Origin of the sequence: Catenulispora rubra (genome assembly GCF_015356825.1) — a bacterium.
Classification (GTDB): domain Bacteria; phylum Actinomycetota; class Actinomycetes; order Streptomycetales; family Catenulisporaceae; genus Catenulispora; species Catenulispora rubra.
Map to the genome: position 1 here is coordinate 21,487 of NZ_JAACYW010000004.1, position 16,456 is coordinate 37,942.

Here is a 16,456-nt window from a genome sequence, read left to right on the forward strand (position 1 = left end):
CAGAGTTCCCACACCCGCCCCGACCTGCCCAAGAAAGCGGATTGCGGATCTCCCCCCAGGATGCGCTAACCTAGTCACGCACCGCCGGGCCGGAACCGCGCCAAGCGCCAAGGACCGACGGAGCAAGAACGATCCTGCATAGCTCAATTGGCAGAGCAGCCGGCTGTTAACCGGCAGGTTATAGGTTCGAGTCCTATTGCAGGAGCGCACGACGAACGTCTCCGCTCACGTGGCAGCCCACGCGACCCGGAGACGTTTGCCGTCACTAGGGGGAGTCGATCACCGGGGAGGGTTGATCCACCACGACGCCGGGCAGATGCCCACCATCGTCGTGAGCGGCGAAACACTTCACCCTTGGGGCGTTAGCTCAGCTGGTTAGAGCAGGGGACTCATAATCCCTTGGTCGTGGGTTCGAGTCCCTCACGCCCCACTTCATAACAGAATGACCTGGCCCTCGGCAGCTGGTGAAGCGCTTAAGGGCCAGGTCGTTGGTGGTTTTTGCGGGTTGGATCAGCCTGGCGGGTGTCTCATCGTGTCGCGCTATCGACCACCATCAGTCAGTCTCCGTGTCCCATCTGTGTCCCGGTTTCAGGCTCTCCCCCGCTGGCTGCTTCGTCAGCCGGGTTCAACAACGCGTCGATGCGCCTGTGCGCCCGCGTCTCCTGATCCGATCCGTCGATGCACTTGGCGTAGGTACTGAGGAGCATCTCGACACTGTGGCCGGCCCACTCGGCGACCTGCGGGGCCGGCACGCCAGCGCTGAGCCACGTCGAGACGGCAGCGTGGCGGAGGTCATAAGGCCGCCGCGCCAGAGGCGATGCAAACTGCTCCGGGGTCAGCACCTGCGCTCTGGTCCTCGCCCAGATCTTCGCGTACGTGGCGTGCCGAATCGGACCGCCATCAAGCCGGAAGAACAGGCGGCCGTCTGAAGCCGTGCCGAACGCCTCGACGTGGGCCTTAAGGTGGGCCACCAACTCTGGGCACGCCGGGACCGTCCGACTCTGACCGCGCGCACGATGCTTCAGCGACTGGCGCGGACTCGTCTGGCCGTCATCAGTCCACGCCGCGTTGGCGTACGGGACTGATTCGGCAAACCGCAGGTTACCCCAGCCCTGTTCAGGTAAGTGACAGTCTGCAATACGCAGCGCGAGCGCTTCGCTGGGACGGAGTCCGGCGAAATACAGCACCGCGAAGAACGCGACCAAGCGCGGCCCGGTGGGCCCCTGCCCACGGACTCCGTCGAGAAGCGAACGCGCCTGGGCGGGACTGATCACGACCGTGCGGTCGACCGCGCTCTTTCGCTTCGGCGGGATGGTACTGATCCGATCCAGAGGATTCGCGTCCACCCGCCCCATCTCGATCGCATACCTGATGGCGCCATTGAGGCCCTTCTTCTTGTTGCGATACGTGTTCACCGCGTAAGGCCTGCCGAAGCTGTCGGTTGTGGTGCTGTTGTACGCCCGCCTGGCTAGCTGTGGATCCGTCAACGCCGACATCGGAAGCGAGTGTGCCGCGATCCACTCGACGGCCGACGCGGCTTCTTCGTCCTGGATCGCCGAAAGCCGGTTCCGGCCGTTGAACGACCAGTTGACCAGCCACCGGAAAGCGAATGCATGATCGACCGGATCGATCATCGGTTCGGTCAACGCCACGGTGACGGTCGCGAGCGCCTCGGCCAGCTTCCGGCGGGAACCGGGCGCGAGCGCCGGCCACACAGTGTCCATGAACTCGATCGCATTCTGGTACCACGTGACGTTGGTCCGCATCGCGCGGATCTCAGACTCAGGAAGGCCGAGCTCACAGTCGAAGGATTCACCGCGACGCTGGGCCGCGAGTAGTTCACTCCGTCGGGACTCGGCCAGTTGCTTGCTGGCGTAGGTCTTGCCGAACTGCTGTCCGGCAACACCCCATCGCACTTTGTATGTCGTCTTCTTCGCACGCTTGATCGGGGCGATGGCCCAGATCCGTACATCGAGACTCAGCACGGGATTCGCGCCCTTCTCTTGGCGAACGCGCCCACGGACGGTTCGCGGAATGGTCTGCAGCGACCTGCGGTCATCGCAGTCGCCGGAGCGGCGGTCCACGTCGGATCGCGTGGCATGCCTGATGGCGCGGTCCGGCGGCATGCCGCCGGACCGCAGGTCGTAGGGGTCAGTGATTCGGCTCCTCGCAGGCGGCGAGGAACGCGTCGAGATCAGATCGGCGCACGCGGATCGAGCCGTTGGGCAGGCGGAGGCTCGCCGGCCCCTTGCGAAGGGATCGCCAGCGATAGAAGGTCGCCCGGCTGATACCGAGTTCTGCGATGACCTGGGGGATGCTCAGCAGAGGGTCTTCTGCTGAGCTGCGAATTCGGCGGACTGGCAGGTGCCTTGGCGGCATGCGCTCCCCCTGGCGTCAGGCCTGCAGACCTGATTGTGGGTGAGCGTCCAGCCCGGAATTCGCTGTGCGGCCCGGCTCAGTCGCCGGACCCGAATGACTCCTTTGCTGCTCATCGGCGGTGTTGGTTGCGGCCGCGGGCAGACGGTAGCTCGACTTCGTCAGGGTTGGAACCCTGTTATCAGATTCTTGTGAAGTAGTTTCTGCTGGGCTCTTCACATCGGAGAAGTCGATCGCACGCCACATCTCCAGCTGCGCGAACAAGTCCAGGGCGAATCCCGGGACACCCGGACGTGGCCGTGGGCGGCCGGCCCGTAGGGCGGCGAGGTGAGTACGAGCGCCGCCTTGCCCGTCACGTCGGCTCCGACGAGACGTTCGACGTCCCGGGCATCGCCGTTGATGACAGTGGCGTACCCGGGAGCACCATGGTCGACGGCGTACTCGGCGTTGCGAGCCGCCAGGTCGGCCCAGCGCTTCTCGTACTCCACGCCGATCGCGATACGGTCCTGGTGCATGGCTTCGACCAACGTGGTACCGATGCCGCACATGGGATCGATGACCAGATCCCCCGGTGCGGTGTACATGGAGATCGCGTGCGCAGCGATCGCCGGGTACATCTTCGCGGGGTGCGCGTCGGACTCCGGCAGGTACCGGCCCTTGCGCTGAGCTCGGGGCCCGTCTTGGGCAGTCGCCCAGACCGACAGCGGCGGTTTGTCAGGCACGGGCGGTGTCGTGTTCAAGCCACGCTCCTTCAGCCGATTCCGGCACCTCGGGGCGGGCCGGACCTGCTGACAAAGGCCGCCGGCCTGAGCTTGAGCGGGGTCTGGGACAGTCGTTTGACCCCGTTCAGGAGTGGCGACCGGACTGGGTGGAGTCGGTATCGTCCGGCATTTCAGCGGACGCGGTCCGAAGAAGAAGGGTCCTCATCGAGCGCCAGGTCGATGGCATTGGCGCTGATCTTGGTGCGCCAAGGTGATCAATTGCTTGCCTCACCCGGCCCCGGAGCAACGCCCCTACTGAGGATCACACTGAAACCGCTTTTGCCGAGAGCTAGAGCACAGCAACGCATGACCTCAGATCGGCGGCCAGGAAGATGATGTACGTGCCTTCGGTCATGCCTACTCGCCCCAGCACCTGCGCGCTGAAGGGCTGGCGGGCGCTGCCGAGCCGACCGATACCCAGAAGGAGTCCCCGGCTCGCAACGCCACCGCGGCCTGATTGGCGACATCGGTCCCGTGTCGTTCAAGGACAACTATCAGCTCTTCGCGATCCACGGCGTGCACTATCCCGCTCCGCGGGCGCAAGAAGCCCGCCGGGGCTTGATGCTCGAGGAGCAGAGAGCTGACCTGGAGTCCCTATTCACCAACCAGGCGCCGACTGGAGCAGGTATGCACCCGGCGACCAGTCCCGGAACCTTGACAGACGCCACCCGCGACCTTGACAAGAACCCTGCAAGCGGCGCGCATTCCATCTGATGCGAATACGCGACACCTTGCCATCGGCGGGTACGCGAGGCCCTGGCCAGGAGCTTAGCTGTCGAGTGCCGAGCGGTGCCGGTGGCGGTCAGTCTGTGGCGACCATGTTCGGGTGATTCTGCCTGGATCGATGGTGCCGTTCGCATCCGATGCGGCAACATCGCATCGGATGCGAACGGCACAAGGTGGTCAAGGATGGTCTTTCCGGGCGGCGCCAAGCCGCACCTGGTCTCCGGCGTGGCGTTGCTGCGGCCGGACGAGCAGGTCCTCGACGCGATGTTGGAAGGCTGGCGCAACCGTCTCGAGGAAACACAACGCCAAGATCGCCTCGGTCTGGCTGCGCCCGCAACGGCGCGGCGGGAGATTCGCTTCCCGCCGCCGGCATCTTTGCCGCTCTATGCCGGTTGACGCGGTCCCTGCCGTAGGCCAAGCGCGCGCCACGCCGGAGCACGGTCGCCCGGCGGGCCCGCCCCGCCCGGGCTTTCCGCACCGCCCGATCGACGCCGCTCAGGGCTCATCCCGGTGCCGGGACGTCCCGCGCAGCCGCGACCACGGCGACGTCCGGTCAAGCTTGCGCAAGGCTTTCTGCGCCTTGGCTGCGGTCTCGGCATCCTGATGCTCCGCCGCCTGGTAGTGCGTGCGCGCGCCGTCAAGATCGCCTCGGCGGCGCAACAGTTCGGCGAGGTCGAGGACGGCCGGTGCGCTGCCCCGCTCCACGGCTCGGCGGTAGCACGCCTCGGCGTCGGTCAGGTCGCCTCGTTGCTGGCGGAGCCGGCCAAGGCGGTGCGCGGCTTCCGCGTCGCCGCCTTCGTCCGCGCGATGCCACATGGCTTCGGCGATGGCCGGCTCGCCTTGCGCGAGCAGGACGGTGCCGAGCTTGCAGGTGCCGTGAACGTCGCCGGCCTCATACAGGCACCAGCAGATCGCCTCCGCGAGATCCACGCTCCCGGCCTCTTCGATCATCTCGGCGGGTTCCAATTCCGCGAGCCGGGCCATGCGGTATTCGTTGGTGAACGCGTCGCGCCAGCTGTCCATACGGAGCAAGGTGCCGGGCAGACCGAGGCTGGCTATGTCCGTGCGGTTGTCGAGAAGACGGATGATATCCGCTTCCAGGTCCGTAAAGCGCTTCATCGACGCATGCCATTCGGCGGAGTCGTCCGACAAGCCCCGCAGGATCGGCAGCGCCTCGTCGATCGCGGCGCGGGCCTCGGCGAGGCGCACCCGGCACAGGGCCCGAATTTGCGCGAACTTACCGAGGGTCGTGACGAGCAGTTCGCCCTCGTATTCCTCAGGCGCCTCCTGCTCGATACGACGAATGATTCCCAGCGCCATGGCTGTCAGGTTCAGGGCTTGGCGCACACGCGGACGGGTGACCTCGATCTCCGCCTGCCGACATAGGTCGTAGGCGATGCGCTGGTGGAACGCCCGCTCGCCGGGCCCCTTCTCCAGCACGGCGCCAGCCCGCACCGCAGCGTCCACCGTTGCCCGCTGCCGCGCGATGTCGTCGGCGTACACCGCGATCGCCTCGTCGACCCGGCCTTCTTCCGCCAGCCGCTGGGCAGGCTCATCGAGGTACGGCAACCCGAACAAGTAGGCGCTCTGCGCTCTGAAAATGATCCCGGTCGGCTCGCTGCCGTCCTGGGCGTCCGGTGCCATGAGCGACCCCCTCCGAGCGAATCAGTTCCCAGGTTCGCTCCTACCCCGGCGGGCAGATCACCTCACCGCAGGGGCCGGTCACGCCCGCTTGCGATCCGGCACGCTCCCACTGCGCCCTTTGAGGAGAGAGCCGGAGCCAACGGCGGGGTACTCGCGACCCTTCGATACGCGACACCACCAGTCAAAGCTTGCCAAGCTGACTGGATGCCGCCCGGCGAGATCAAAAGAAGATTCGAACCCTGATGAACTTGGCGCGCGAGCACCCCCTTCACGTGGTGCCGTGCAGGAAACGATGGACTACGTGGCAGCGGGGGTTCGACAACGCAAAGAGCAGCCACTCCCCGACCCTCACAGCGGCCGGTCGCCCGAGGACCTCAATCGCCGCACGTCTCGGCTGCACTGACCAGTGGTCGCTATGCTGAGCCATGCGGCGATGGTCATCCGAACGCCCAGACACGCCGTCAACGCGGTCAGACTCCGCTCAAATCACAGACTCTTGACACGGTCGCGCGGGAGTACAGCCACTACGGTCTTGCCTTCGCCAGGCATGGCAAACACCAGCAGTGGTGCATCGCACAGCGCCGTGACGATGGCCAGCCCACGTCCAGACTCGGCAAGCACATCTTCCTCACGGAGACGCAAGAATGCGTCCGGTGACGGGTCCCAGACCTCCACAGACACCACGTCGGTATAGAGCTTCAGGACCAGGCGGCAGGTCGCCAGGGCTCCATCGGGTACGGCGTGCTGGACCGCGTTGCCGACCATTTCGGAGACCACCACGCAGCAGTCGTCGGCAAGCTCCGGCAGTCCCCATCGGGCCAGGACGTCTGCCGTGTGCCGCCGGGCCCACCCGGCGGCGGTCGGAGTAGTTGCGAACTCCTGCGCGCACCCCGATATCAGTTGTCCCGTACCTGGGCGCCGAGGGCTCGGCAGGCGCGGTGGGCTTGGACGTTGCGCAGGAACCGGCGCCTTAGGGCTCGGCGCGGGGAGGGGGCTGGGCGGTAGCTTGGGCGTCCGAGCCACCGGGATCGGCGGCGGGTCAGAAGACGAACACGGCACGACGGAACCTCCCTGGGTCTGGTGGATGACGCCCACACCGCGAAGCGCGGCTGCTACGTGACGAGCCGTGGGGAGCCGTAACTCCGGTGCACGAGCAGCGCCCCGGTCACGCCGGATTCGGCGCCTCAGCCGCGACGTGGCGGTAGGACTTGGGCTTGTCACGCGTCCGCGCAGCGGCCCCGGAAGAGACCAGCTTCTCCAGCACGTTGTGGATCGCCCCCGCGCTGCGACCCTCCAGCATGTGGCTGAGCATGGTGGGGGTGTACTCGATATCCGGATGAGCCTCAAGCACGGCGGTGACCATCGCACGCAATTCGCCCGGGGCCAGACGCCTGGCCTGTCCGTCCGACCCCGATTCGTCAGACTCAAACGACACAGTCGCCGCAGCCTCCGTCACCGCATCAGCTTCGGCCGGCCGAACCACGCCGGTCTCAAACTCCGGCTCGCTGTCGCTCGTCGTGCCTTCCTCGGCGGCAGGCGCGACCGGCGACGCAGGACCCTCAGTCGCTACGTCGTCCGGGACACACGCAGGAGGAGCGACCACAGCCTTTTCCGGTCGCTCGGTCGCGTCTCCGCAATCGGAGCCAAGTGCCTGAACATCGGCCTTGAACAGCAGCGCACCCAGGCCAGGCCCGGGAGACCAGAGGTCGGCGTCCCGTACCCCGCCTGTCTCCCGCACCGTACGGCACGCAGCCCCCGCGCGCTCGAGCTGCACCAGCGTCTTGGCGACAGTGGACTTACTCACCCCGGCGGATTCATGCAGCTCTACGACGGTGACCTCATGGACCTCCGCGAGCGCGCCGGCGACCAACCGGGCGGCAGCAGTCAGGGTCGGCGGCTCCGGTCGTGTCTGAGTCTCGAGCATCACGGCTCATGCCTTTCGAAGTTGGTGCGAGCGACGAGCCCGCGCTCACCACGCGGGCTGTTGAGGATCCGCGCGGTCCCGGCTCAACCAGCTCGCGGTAAGACAGCCGGGCCGCGCGGACACCACCAATCGACGCTCGTTCCTGAGCCGATGTCGATGGGTTGATGGTCTAAGGGCACAACATCAACCGTTCCGGGTGACAACAGTTGACGAGAGAAGTGAAGTCGAGCGACGCTCGACGGTTTTCGCTGCCCAGGGCCCGCCGACCAGCCAGCCCTAGGCGCCGACGCGATCGTCGGCCGCCCACCGCCCCTGAACCAGGGCGGCGAACACATCGCGTGGTCTGATCAATCAAACGCCGGCAGATAAGCACCACGGGCAACCTGCCCAGCGTCAACCAGCCACCACACCGACCGCAAGCAGGTGGCTGGCGGCGGCCAGCAGCTCGGGGTGGTCGTCCGCCATCCTCGCGGCGGCCAGGACGGAGGCGAACAGCGGGTCGTCGTCCTCGTCACCGATGGTCACGCCGCGGGCCTCAGCAGCGCGCAGCATCCCCCAGGCCGGGCCCTCCACAGCGAACACACGCACGTCGTCGATCCCGGCAGCGGTCATCTCGTTGACCAGCAGTGCCGGAGGATGGAAGAACGCGGTGGTGAACCGTCCCGGCGGCGGCTGGATGAGCTCGCCGGAGGCCATGATGCCGGCGACCGAGGCGTTCACCTTCGGCCTGGCGAGGATGCCCAGACCGGCGTTCTCGAACAGCGACGCGAAGCGTCCGATCGCAGCAGCGGCCACGACGGCTCCGGGACGGGCGACCCGCACCGCCTCGGACAGCACCAGAGCTCGTTCGTTCGGATCGGGCAGGTGATACAGCGGCCCCATCAACAGCACCGCATCGAAGGACCCGGATTCGACCGGCAGGGCGCGCGCGTCGCCAACCTCGGCGCGAAGGCCGGCCTCGCGGGCCGCGGTGACGTGCTTGGACACCGGATCGACCACCAGGCAGCGATGCCCGTCAGCGGTCAGCCACGTCGAGTGGATGCCGGTGGCCCCACCGACGTCGAGGACGTCGAGGCCGCCATTAGGCAGAAAGCGGCGCAGGATCTCCTGGGTCCGGATCAGCTCCAGCCGCCCGTCCGCCGCGTCCAGCAGGCGCCTGGCCTCGTCCTTGCCGTCGTAGTAGTCCGCGATTTCGGGAGCAAGCGAGAGTCCATCCATGGATGGATTCTGCCCGCTAGAGTGGCAGGTGGACCAGTCCACCCTGTCAGGAGATTCGATGGCGCCGACCCTTCACGAACAGATCACCGGGCAGCTGCGCGACCAGATGGAGGACGGGACGCTGCCACCCGGCGCACCGGCCCCCTCCAGCCGCGCCTTGGCTGACCAGTGGAACTGTTCGCGGGTAACCGCCTCTGACGCGCTGCGAGCGCTGGCCCGCGACGGCCTCATCGTCGACCGCAAAGGGCTGGGGTTCTTCGTCACCGACACCCCAGTGGCTCGTCCAGCCGGGCGCCGCACGGCCGGCACTGCTCGCCTCGAAGGAGCGCTGCCCTTCAGGATCCTTGGCCGACCCGGCTACCAGGTCCCGCCGCCGCACGTTGCCGCAGCACTGGGTATCGCCGAGGGCGAGGATGCCCTGGCTCGTACGAGACTGCTGCACCTGCCCAGCGGCGAGCCGGTATCGGTGGTCACGGCCTGGTTCACACGAACCATCGCCGAGCGCTGCGAGCTTCTGCATCGCACCGCGTCGATCCCCGGCGGCACCACCCGCCACATCATCGCGCGCACCGGCCTGCGCCCGGCACTCGGCCGCGACGTCACGACTCCCGCCACCGCCGCCGAACTGAACGCCGACATCCGCGAAGCGCTGGGGCTGGATGCCGATGCGACGGTCCTGGTGGTGCTGCACGCCGCCCAGACCGCAGACGGCACTGCGGTGGTGGTCGAGGAAGGCTTCACCGGTGGAGGGTTCGCCGAGCGCGTTGACGAGTATCCGATGGACGCCTGACAGCCCCCTGTATCACCCTCAGCGACATCGGGAGCGCATAAGGTCTTGACTGGACTGGTGGACTGGTCCACCTTAGTGAGTGCTCGGACATACTCGACCCTTCTGGAAACACGAGACGACCATGAGCACTGACACACCACGCACCGCACATCCACAGGCACCCGACGTGCCACCGGCCTCGAACGTGCTGAAGAAGACGCGCGAGGCCTTTCCCCGGCTCCGGGACCCGGAGCAGTACGACGCAGCCTCGGCCGCCGGCGAGGGCGACCAGGTGGAAGAGATCGACGCAGGTCTGGTCCGAGACGACATGACGGTCTGGTTCCCCGACCCGGTCCCGGGCCGCTGGCGGCCGGTACGCAGAGCCTTCGTCGCCGGGCCCAAGGCGGTGATCGAGTTCGCCGTCCCGCCTCCGTATTCGGCCTCTTGGTCACTGGCCTCGGACCGGCCGGTCTGCCGGCGAATCACTTCCCGGGAGACCAGCCTGTCGTCGCCTGTCGCCGAGTCCAGCCGCCTCTGAACTGGGTGGAGGACGAGTTATGAGCATCGTGGCTACGGCCGAACATGCGACCGCCGCCTACGCCCGCTGGATCGCGCCGCAGCCGTCCCTGGTGGTCATGCAGCCGGACACCTTCTGCAACATGGACTGCTCTGCGTACTGCTACCTGCCGCTGCGCAAGCGCCGCAACCGGATGCCCGTCGCGGTCGCGCGAGCGGTCGCGGCCTCTCTGGCCGAGCTCGGCCCCGACGAGTCCGGTCGACGGCAAGTTGCCGAGGTCTGCTGGCACGGTGGGGAACCGTTGGCGGTCGGCGTCGATGCGCTGACCGAGTTGCTGGCCCCGTTCGAGCCGCTGCGGACGGCCGGGCTGATCCATCACTCCGTCCAGACCAACGCCACACTGATCACCGACTCGTGGTGCGACTTCTTCCAGGGCTACGACTTCAGTATCGGAGTCAGCATCGACGGCCCGGCGGACCTGGACGCCCGCCGCACCGACCGGGCCGGACGGCCCGCACACGACCGGATCATGACCGGGATCGACAGGCTGCGCCGACGCGGCATCAAGTTCTCGGTGATCGCCGTCGTCGGCAAGGCCGGCATCAGCCGAGCCGAGTACCTGCTGGACTTCCTCACCGAGCTGGGCGCCGACCAGATCTGCCTCAACATCGAGGAGTTCGAGGGCAGCAACACCGGCAGTCAGCCCGGGTCGGCCGAGGCCCGTGACTTCTGGATCCGCACAATCGCCTGGTCCGCAGCGCACCCGGGTGTCAAGATCCGGGAGTTGGACCGCCTCGGCAGCTATCTGGGCACCATCCGGGCCGGGGAGCGCGCGGCCTGGGAGGCACACCGCTTCGACCCGCTGCCCACCATCGCCTACAACGGCGACGTCGTGTTGCTCTCCCCGGAGCTGGCCGGCATCCACGATGAGCTCTACGGCGACTTCATCGCCGGCAACATCGTGGAGCAGGACCTCGCATCGATCCTGGCCCGGGCCTGGCAGCTGCCCTACATCGCCGAATTCACCGAAGGCCTCGCAGCCTGCCGCGCCACCTGCAGCTTCTTCGACTTCTGCCGCGGCGCGGCGGCCGGCAACCGCTACTTCGAGAACGGCACCTTCACCTCCACCGAAACCAACTACTGCCGGGTCTCCCGCCAGGAGCTGATCAACGCCCTCATCGACACAACCCGCAAGGAGGAACCGTGAGCCCGCTCGCAACGCTGCTCGAATCCGACCACCCCACCGTGCTGGCCCTGGCCGGCGGCACCGCCCCGACCGTCGGCAAGTGGGACAACCGTGCGACCTGGGACAACGCCACAGCTCCTTTCGACAACCGGCCCACCTGGGACAACTGGAGCAAGCGGAAGTGACCTCCCGACGCGCGGCCCGGTCCGCCAGGCCGGGCCGCGCGTCCCACCCGCGACGGCCATCCCCGACACCTAGGGTTTATCGCCATGGAACAGCTTGAAATCCGGACCACCCGCGCGGCCCTTCCGAACCTGGACGACGCCGAGCTGGAAGACGTCGAGACCCTGGCCAACCGCCTCGGCGCCATGAACGACTTCCGCCTGGCCGACGCCGAGCTGCGGTCCCTGGAGGTCTCCGACCAGCGCCTGACCACCGGCCGCGTGGACGCCCTGCGGGTCGACCGCGCCAAGCTGCACGAGATCCGCATGGACTCGGTCGAGTTCACAGGTTGTGACTTGTCGGGAGCCACGTTCGCCGGCGGGAAATGGTCGCGCGTCCGCTTCGCCAACTGCAAGCTGCTGTCCGCCCAGTTCGACGACCTCACCTTCGAAGACGTGATCTTCGACCGCTGCAAGCTCGACTACGCGGCCTTCCAGAACGTCACCACGAAGGGCCCGGTCATCTTCCGGGACTGCTCCCTGGAGGAGACCGAATTCTCCAGCTGCGACCTGTCCAAGGCCGCGTTCGACGACTGCCGCATGGACCTGACCAGCTTCGGACGCACCACGACCAAGGGCTGCGACCTGCGCGGCAACGACCTGTCCGGGATCCGCGGCATCGCCTCGCTCAAGTACGCCGTCATCGAACCGACGCAGACCATGCAGCTGGGCCGAGCCCTGATCGGCGATCTGGAACTGAGCCTCCCCGACGACTGACACCCCACGAGGGGGAACCCACCATGGGCACCCGCATCGCCTTCACCAACGCGAACGCTCTGATCGAACGCTGCGACGTCGCAGACGTCATACTCGCCGCCGGCCGGAACAGCATCGAGGACGGCGCCGTCTTGCCGGCCGACAACTGGCGGCCACTGAACGCCACCGAAGCCGAGGAGCTGCGCGCCAACGCTAACGACGCCCCAGCCAGCATGATCGAACTAGTCCGCGTCCTGGCCGACAGTTCCGTACCCGCCCCAGGACGCCCGCTAATCGAGCACGTCAACGCCTTCAACCCGTTCGCCAGCCACCACGACGCCGACTTCCTCGCCGCCGGCGACGAGCAACCCGGCCAGACCACGACCACCATCGACACCACCGTCGGCCTGCACTTGGGCATCCACCTGGACAACCACGACAAGCTCAACCTCGCCGAGCGCACCGCCAGCCGCCGCCGCGTCGGCCTCAACCTCGGCCCCGGCGTCCGCCACCTGCTCGTCGGCACCCTCGACATCTTCGACATCTTCGACATCTGCGCCGCCATCGACGCCGTCCCCCGGCACTACCCACATACCAACGACATCCGCCGCCACGTCGCCGCCGGAAGACAGCTGCGTGTTCTACGGATCCGGCTGAACCCCGGCGACGCCTACATCGCACCCACCGAACTCGTCCCCCACGACGGCTCGACCTTGACCGCAGCGGCGCCTTCACGCATCGCGTTCTGGCTCGGACACTGGCCCGTCGGGACCTTGCGCTCCCTGGTCTGATCTCCTGCGACACCTAATGACCTTCAAAGCGTGATGTCGTGGCAGTCCCGACACAGTGGACTTGGTATTGGCTCACTTGATGCGGCGAGTTGGCTGGCTGTTTGTGGCGGGCGGCCTGTTCAGGGTTTCGGCGGGGTGGTGGGTGGCGGCCCAGCTGGCGAGGAGCTTGAGGGCGTCGTCGGCGGGTGATCCTGCCTCGGCGCTGAAGGCGACGAGGGTCAGGCCGGGGTCGGCGGGCAGTTCCATCACCTCGTAGGACAGGTGCAGTTCGCCGACGACGGGGTGTTGGAAGTGCTTGATTCCGGTACGGTGCAGCAGGACGTCGTGGGCGGCCCAGCGGACGCGGAACTCGTCGCTGCGGGTGGATAGCTCTCCGACCAGGTCGCTCAAGGCTCTGTCGTGGGGATCGCGGCCGGCTTCGGTGCGCAGCATGGCCACGGTGTCGTCGGCCGCGCGTGCCCAGTCGGTCCAGAACGTGCGGGCGTGCGGGTTGAAGAAGTTGAACCGGGCCAGGTTCGCCGGTCGGGCGGGGTCGGCGAACACCGGCGCATACAAGGCTTGGGCGAGCGGGTTCGCTGCGAGCACGTCCAGGCGGCCGTTCTCGACGAAGGCCGGCACCTCGGTCATGCCGTCCAGGATGCGTGCGAGGTTGGGCCGTATCTGTACCTGCCGGGCCGGTGGTCGGCGGCGTGCGGGGCCTGCGGCGCGGGCGAGATCTCCGAGGTGTTCGCGTTCGGCCTCGGTCAGGTGCAGGGCGCGGCTGAGCGCGTCCAGCACGCTTTCGGACACGCCGGTCAGGTTGCCGCGTTCGAGTTGCGCGTAGTACTCGACGCTGACTCCGGCCAGGTCGGCGACCTCACTGCGGCGCAGGCCCGGTACCCGGCGGTTGCGGCTGTAGTGGGCCAGCCCGGCCTGCTCGGGGCTGATCTTGGCCCGGCGGGAGCTGAGGAAGGCCTTGACCTCGTCGCGGTTGTCCACACTCCCAGGTTAAACGCACTTTCCAGGGCGTGTCCGGGGCGAGGGGTGGGCTGTTGGTACACCTTCCGGCAGCAACTTCCACGCCCTCGCGGCGCGGCGTTTCCTGGAGCACAGGCAACGACGAACAGGAGCTATCTGATGAAGCACATCTCTCTCGGCGGGTTGGACGTCTCGCGGATCGGGCTGGGCGCGATGACCATGGCCGGGACCTACACCAGCGGCGGCGGCCTAGACGACGCCGAGTCGATCCGCACGATCCACCGCGCGCTGGACCTGGGCGTCACGCACATCGACACCGCCGAGATCTACGGCCCGTTCCACAGCGAGGAACTGGTCGGCAAGGCCATCAAGGGATGGCGTGACCAGGTCGTTCTGGCCACGAAGTTCGGTCTGGTGTCCCACGCCGGCGGCGGACCCGGGGTCACCGACAGCAGCCCGGCCAACGTCCGGGCCGCGGTCGAAGGCTCCCTCACGCGCCTCGGCACCGACCACATCGACCTGTACTACCAGCACCGGGTCGACCCGAACACCCCGATCGAGGAGACCGTCGGAGCCCTGGCCGCGCTGATCGGCGAAGGCAAGGTGCGCCACATCGGTCTGTCCGAGGCGAGCCCCGACACGATCCGCCGCGCCCACGCCGTGCATCCGCTGACGGCGCTCCAGACCGAGTACTCGCTGTGGACCCGTGACCCCGAGGCCGAGCTGCTTCCGCTGCTGCGCCGCCTCGGGATCGGGTTCGTGCCCTACTCCCCGCTCGGCCACGGCTTCCTGACCGGGCAGATCCGCACGCCCGAGGACATCCCGGCGGACGACTGGCGAAAGACCAACCCGCGGTTCACCGGAGAGAACTTCCGGCGCAACCTGGCCATCGTCGACGAGGTCGCGGCGATCGCCGCCGAGGCCGACGCCACCCCGGCACAGATCGCGCTGGCCTGGCTGCTCGCCCAAGGCCAGGACATCGCACCGATCCCCGGCACCCGCCGGGTCGCGCGGGTCGAGGAGAACTGCGCCGCCGACGGCATCGAGTTGAACCAGAACCAGCTGAAGCGGCTCGGCAACCTGACACCGGCGGTAGGAGCGCGACACGACGACGCGAACATGGCCTCCATCGACCGCTGACCAAGCCCTCGACACGCGACAGGGCCCGCCGGACAGCCCCACGACGGCGACGGCACGACCGAGAGAAGGCACGATGCAGATCCGCGCCGTCTACCCGCAGACCGAACTGCGCGGAGACCCGAACGCGGTTCGCCTGATCGGGCGAGCGGTCGAGGACTTGGGCTTCGACCACCTGCTCTCCTACGACCACGTGCTCAGCGCCGTGCCCGCCGACCGGAGCCCTGCGCTCACCGGCCCGTACACCGAGCGCGACCCGCTGGTCATGTTCGCCCATCTGGCCGCCACCACCGAACGCATCGGGTTCGCCACCGGGGTCCTGGTCCTGGTCCCTGCCCCACCGCCAGACCGCGCCGGTGGCACAGCAGGCCGCCGCCGTCGACCTGCTCTCCGGCGGCAGACTGCGCCTGGGCGTGGGGATCGGCTGGAATCACGTCGAATACCAGGCCCTCGTGCGGGACTTCCGCACCCGCGGCGCGAGCCGCTGACACTCAGCTCACAACAACAGTGCCGCGGCATCGATATCGCTGCTCGCCTGCTCGGTCCGCTCTTGCTCGGCTTGATAGTGCTCACGATACGCAGCCAGGTCAAGCGTTAATAGTCTATGACTGACGGCGCGACCACCGGTTCTGCAGGAAGCCACAATTCACCATCATAAATCGCCGCAACCGGCTGTTGGCCGTGGTAGCTACGCCCGAGTTGCCGGGGCTGCCGGTTCCAACGCCCTGTCCCAACTGCTACTGCCAGGCATCAAGATCTCCGCCCAGACTGCCCGGGCAGACGCGCCTCCCAACACGCCCCATGTCTCCGAGACAGCCGCGACCAACGCTAAGCCCCGCCCGGCCTCGGCCTCGACGCCGAATTGGTCCAGGTCTTCGATGCACTCGATGAGCGGAACCGCGCACACGCGCGGCACGGACGATCCGCCTTCGTCGTCGACGCGGATCCGCCACCGGTCCACGAACTCCGCGAGGTGAACCGTGAACTGCCCGCCCCGGTCACCGCTAACGCTGTGCCGGATCGCGTTGCTGGCCAGCTCTGACGCCACCAGTTCGACAAGGTCGACGCCCTCGCGGTCTCCGAGCACTTTGTTGATGCACCCGCGGACCTCCGCAACGCATTCGGCGAGGCCGTCAAAACTCTTGGACCCGTACGTCACTGCGCACCGCCGCAAGGTGCGCCGGCGGCTCGCTCCAGGTCGCTCGTCGCATCCTCCAGGTGATGACTCACGGCCAATGCGGCCGCCTCGGGGCCGATCCCGCGCTCATGCATCGCCAAACAGAGAAGAGCGGCCCTTAAACCCTTGAGATGGCCTCCCCATGCGAGCCGTTCTTCTATGCCACTCGGGCACAGCGACTCCGGATCCGTCCCTATGACCGCAGCCAGGTAAACCAACGCGCCATAGCTCTCCGTGTAGCCCTCCTCCATCACCCGGTCGAGTGTCGAAGCCTTCACACGCTGGACCATGTGCCACCACCCGTGATCGTGATGTCCGAAGTTTGATGACAGCGTGACTGCGTCACGGCAACGCAG

At 67.4% G+C, this 16,456-nt stretch carries 19 protein-coding genes, 2 tRNA genes and 1 pseudogene; 12 read left to right on the forward strand and 10 right to left on the reverse strand.

Annotated elements, in window-relative coordinates:
* The first annotated feature begins 132 nt into the window (after positions 1-132).
* Together GWK61_RS02635 and GWK61_RS02640 are read left to right on the forward strand one after the other, a co-directional pair.
* Positions 133-205, forward strand: a tRNA-Asn gene (locus tag GWK61_RS02635).
* 151 nt (positions 206-356) lie between these two features.
* A tRNA-Ile gene (locus GWK61_RS02640) sits at positions 357-430 on the forward strand.
* Between the two features lie 127 nt (positions 431-557).
* Here GWK61_RS02640 and GWK61_RS02645 read toward each other — a convergent pair.
* The 3 genes from GWK61_RS02645 to GWK61_RS02655 form a co-directional block, all read right to left on the reverse strand.
* Positions 558-2,126 carry a tyrosine-type recombinase/integrase gene (locus tag GWK61_RS02645; protein WP_194904487.1) on the reverse strand — a complete coding sequence of 523 codons (1,569 nt, stop codon included), beginning with the start codon at positions 2,124-2,126 and terminating at the stop codon, positions 558-560.
* 25 nt (positions 2,127-2,151) lie between these two features.
* Entirely contained in the window at positions 2,152-2,379 is a 228-nt protein-coding gene (locus tag GWK61_RS02650) for a helix-turn-helix transcriptional regulator (protein WP_194904488.1), read from the reverse strand.
* A gap of 212 nt (positions 2,380-2,591) precedes the next feature.
* Complete coding sequence (locus tag GWK61_RS02655) at positions 2,592-3,116, reverse strand: TRM11 family SAM-dependent methyltransferase (protein ID WP_228561639.1); 525 nt, start codon at positions 3,114-3,116, stop codon at positions 2,592-2,594.
* A gap of 495 nt (positions 3,117-3,611) precedes the next feature.
* Here GWK61_RS02655 and GWK61_RS02660 point away from each other — a divergent pair, with 495 nt between their 5' ends.
* Positions 3,612-3,851 carry a hypothetical protein gene (locus GWK61_RS02660; protein WP_194904490.1) on the forward strand — a complete coding sequence of 80 codons (240 nt, stop codon included), beginning with the start codon at positions 3,612-3,614 and terminating at the stop codon, positions 3,849-3,851.
* A gap of 195 nt (positions 3,852-4,046) precedes the next feature.
* Positions 4,047-4,259: a hypothetical protein gene (locus GWK61_RS02665; RefSeq protein ID WP_194904655.1), complete on the forward strand. Its 213-nt coding sequence runs from the start codon at positions 4,047-4,049 to the stop codon at positions 4,257-4,259.
* A gap of 99 nt (positions 4,260-4,358) precedes the next feature.
* Here GWK61_RS02665 and GWK61_RS02670 read toward each other — a convergent pair whose 3' ends face one another.
* The 4 genes from GWK61_RS02670 to GWK61_RS02685 form a co-directional block, all read right to left on the reverse strand.
* On the reverse strand, positions 4,359-5,507 hold the full coding sequence (locus GWK61_RS02670) for a tetratricopeptide repeat protein (protein ID WP_194904492.1): 1,149 nt from the start codon (positions 5,505-5,507) through the stop codon (positions 4,359-4,361).
* Positions 5,508-5,993: 486 nt separating this feature from the next.
* Positions 5,994-6,728 carry an ATP-binding protein gene (locus GWK61_RS02675; protein ID WP_323747385.1) on the reverse strand — a complete coding sequence of 245 codons (735 nt, stop codon included), beginning with the start codon at positions 6,726-6,728 and terminating at the stop codon, positions 5,994-5,996.
* On the reverse strand, positions 6,673-7,431 hold the full coding sequence (locus GWK61_RS02680) for a MarR family transcriptional regulator (RefSeq protein WP_194904496.1): 759 nt from the start codon (positions 7,429-7,431) through the stop codon (positions 6,673-6,675). The genes GWK61_RS02675 and GWK61_RS02680 overlap by 56 nt, the downstream gene beginning before the upstream one ends.
* Positions 7,432-7,824: 393 nt before the next feature.
* On the reverse strand, positions 7,825-8,649 hold the full coding sequence (locus GWK61_RS02685) for a class I SAM-dependent methyltransferase (protein ID WP_194904497.1): 825 nt from the start codon (positions 8,647-8,649) through the stop codon (positions 7,825-7,827).
* A gap of 58 nt (positions 8,650-8,707) precedes the next feature.
* On the opposite strand from GWK61_RS02685, the gene GWK61_RS02690 reads away from it, so the two are divergent.
* The 6 genes from GWK61_RS02690 (at position 8,708) to GWK61_RS02715 (ending at position 12,829) form a co-directional block, all read left to right on the forward strand.
* Complete coding sequence (locus GWK61_RS02690; RefSeq protein ID WP_194904499.1) at positions 8,708-9,439, forward strand: GntR family transcriptional regulator; 732 nt, start codon at positions 8,708-8,710, stop codon at positions 9,437-9,439.
* 121 nt (positions 9,440-9,560) lie between these two features.
* The gene (locus tag GWK61_RS02695) at positions 9,561-9,956 is read left to right on the forward strand and encodes a hypothetical protein (protein ID WP_194904501.1); all 396 of its coding nucleotides are present in this window, start codon (positions 9,561-9,563) and stop codon (positions 9,954-9,956) included.
* 19 nt (positions 9,957-9,975) lie between these two features.
* Positions 9,976-11,142 (forward strand): cyclophane-forming radical SAM peptide maturase AmcB, encoded by a 1,167-nt coding sequence (gene amcB / locus GWK61_RS02700; RefSeq protein ID WP_194904503.1) that lies wholly within the window; start codon positions 9,976-9,978, stop codon positions 11,140-11,142.
* Positions 11,139-11,306 carry a multiple cyclophane-containing RiPP AmcA gene (gene amcA / locus GWK61_RS02705; RefSeq protein ID WP_194904657.1) on the forward strand — a complete coding sequence of 56 codons (168 nt, stop codon included), beginning with the start codon at positions 11,139-11,141 and terminating at the stop codon, positions 11,304-11,306. Before amcB ends, amcA begins: the two co-directional genes overlap by 4 nt.
* An 84-nt stretch (positions 11,307-11,390) precedes the next feature.
* Entirely contained in the window at positions 11,391-12,059 is a 669-nt protein-coding gene (locus tag GWK61_RS02710; protein ID WP_194904504.1) for a pentapeptide repeat-containing protein, read from the forward strand.
* A 23-nt stretch (positions 12,060-12,082) separates the two neighbouring features.
* Positions 12,083-12,829, forward strand: a complete 747-nt coding sequence (locus GWK61_RS02715) for a hypothetical protein (RefSeq protein WP_194904506.1) — start codon at positions 12,083-12,085, stop codon at positions 12,827-12,829.
* A gap of 72 nt (positions 12,830-12,901) precedes the next feature.
* Here the strand turns inward: GWK61_RS02715 and GWK61_RS02720 are convergent, their stop codons facing one another.
* The gene (locus GWK61_RS02720) at positions 12,902-13,807 is read right to left on the reverse strand and encodes a helix-turn-helix domain-containing protein (RefSeq protein ID WP_194904508.1); all 906 of its coding nucleotides are present in this window, start codon (positions 13,805-13,807) and stop codon (positions 12,902-12,904) included.
* A gap of 138 nt (positions 13,808-13,945) precedes the next feature.
* Here GWK61_RS02720 and GWK61_RS02725 point away from each other — a divergent pair, with 138 nt between their 5' ends.
* Positions 13,946-14,926: an aldo/keto reductase gene (locus GWK61_RS02725; RefSeq protein ID WP_194904510.1), complete on the forward strand. Its 981-nt coding sequence runs from the start codon at positions 13,946-13,948 to the stop codon at positions 14,924-14,926.
* 73 nt (positions 14,927-14,999) lie between these two features.
* A pseudogene (locus GWK61_RS60520) lies at positions 15,000-15,402 on the forward strand (LLM class flavin-dependent oxidoreductase); the annotation flags it as partial.
* Positions 15,403-15,611: 209 nt separating this feature from the next.
* Here the strand turns inward: GWK61_RS60520 and GWK61_RS02735 are convergent.
* Positions 15,612-16,082 (reverse strand): ATP-binding protein, encoded by a 471-nt coding sequence (locus GWK61_RS02735; protein ID WP_194904512.1) that lies wholly within the window; start codon positions 16,080-16,082, stop codon positions 15,612-15,614.
* The gene (locus GWK61_RS02740) at positions 16,079-16,390 is read right to left on the reverse strand and encodes a hypothetical protein (RefSeq protein ID WP_194904515.1); all 312 of its coding nucleotides are present in this window, start codon (positions 16,388-16,390) and stop codon (positions 16,079-16,081) included. Before GWK61_RS02740 ends, GWK61_RS02735 begins: the two co-directional genes overlap by 4 nt.
* Positions 16,391-16,456: the final 66 nt, after the last annotated feature.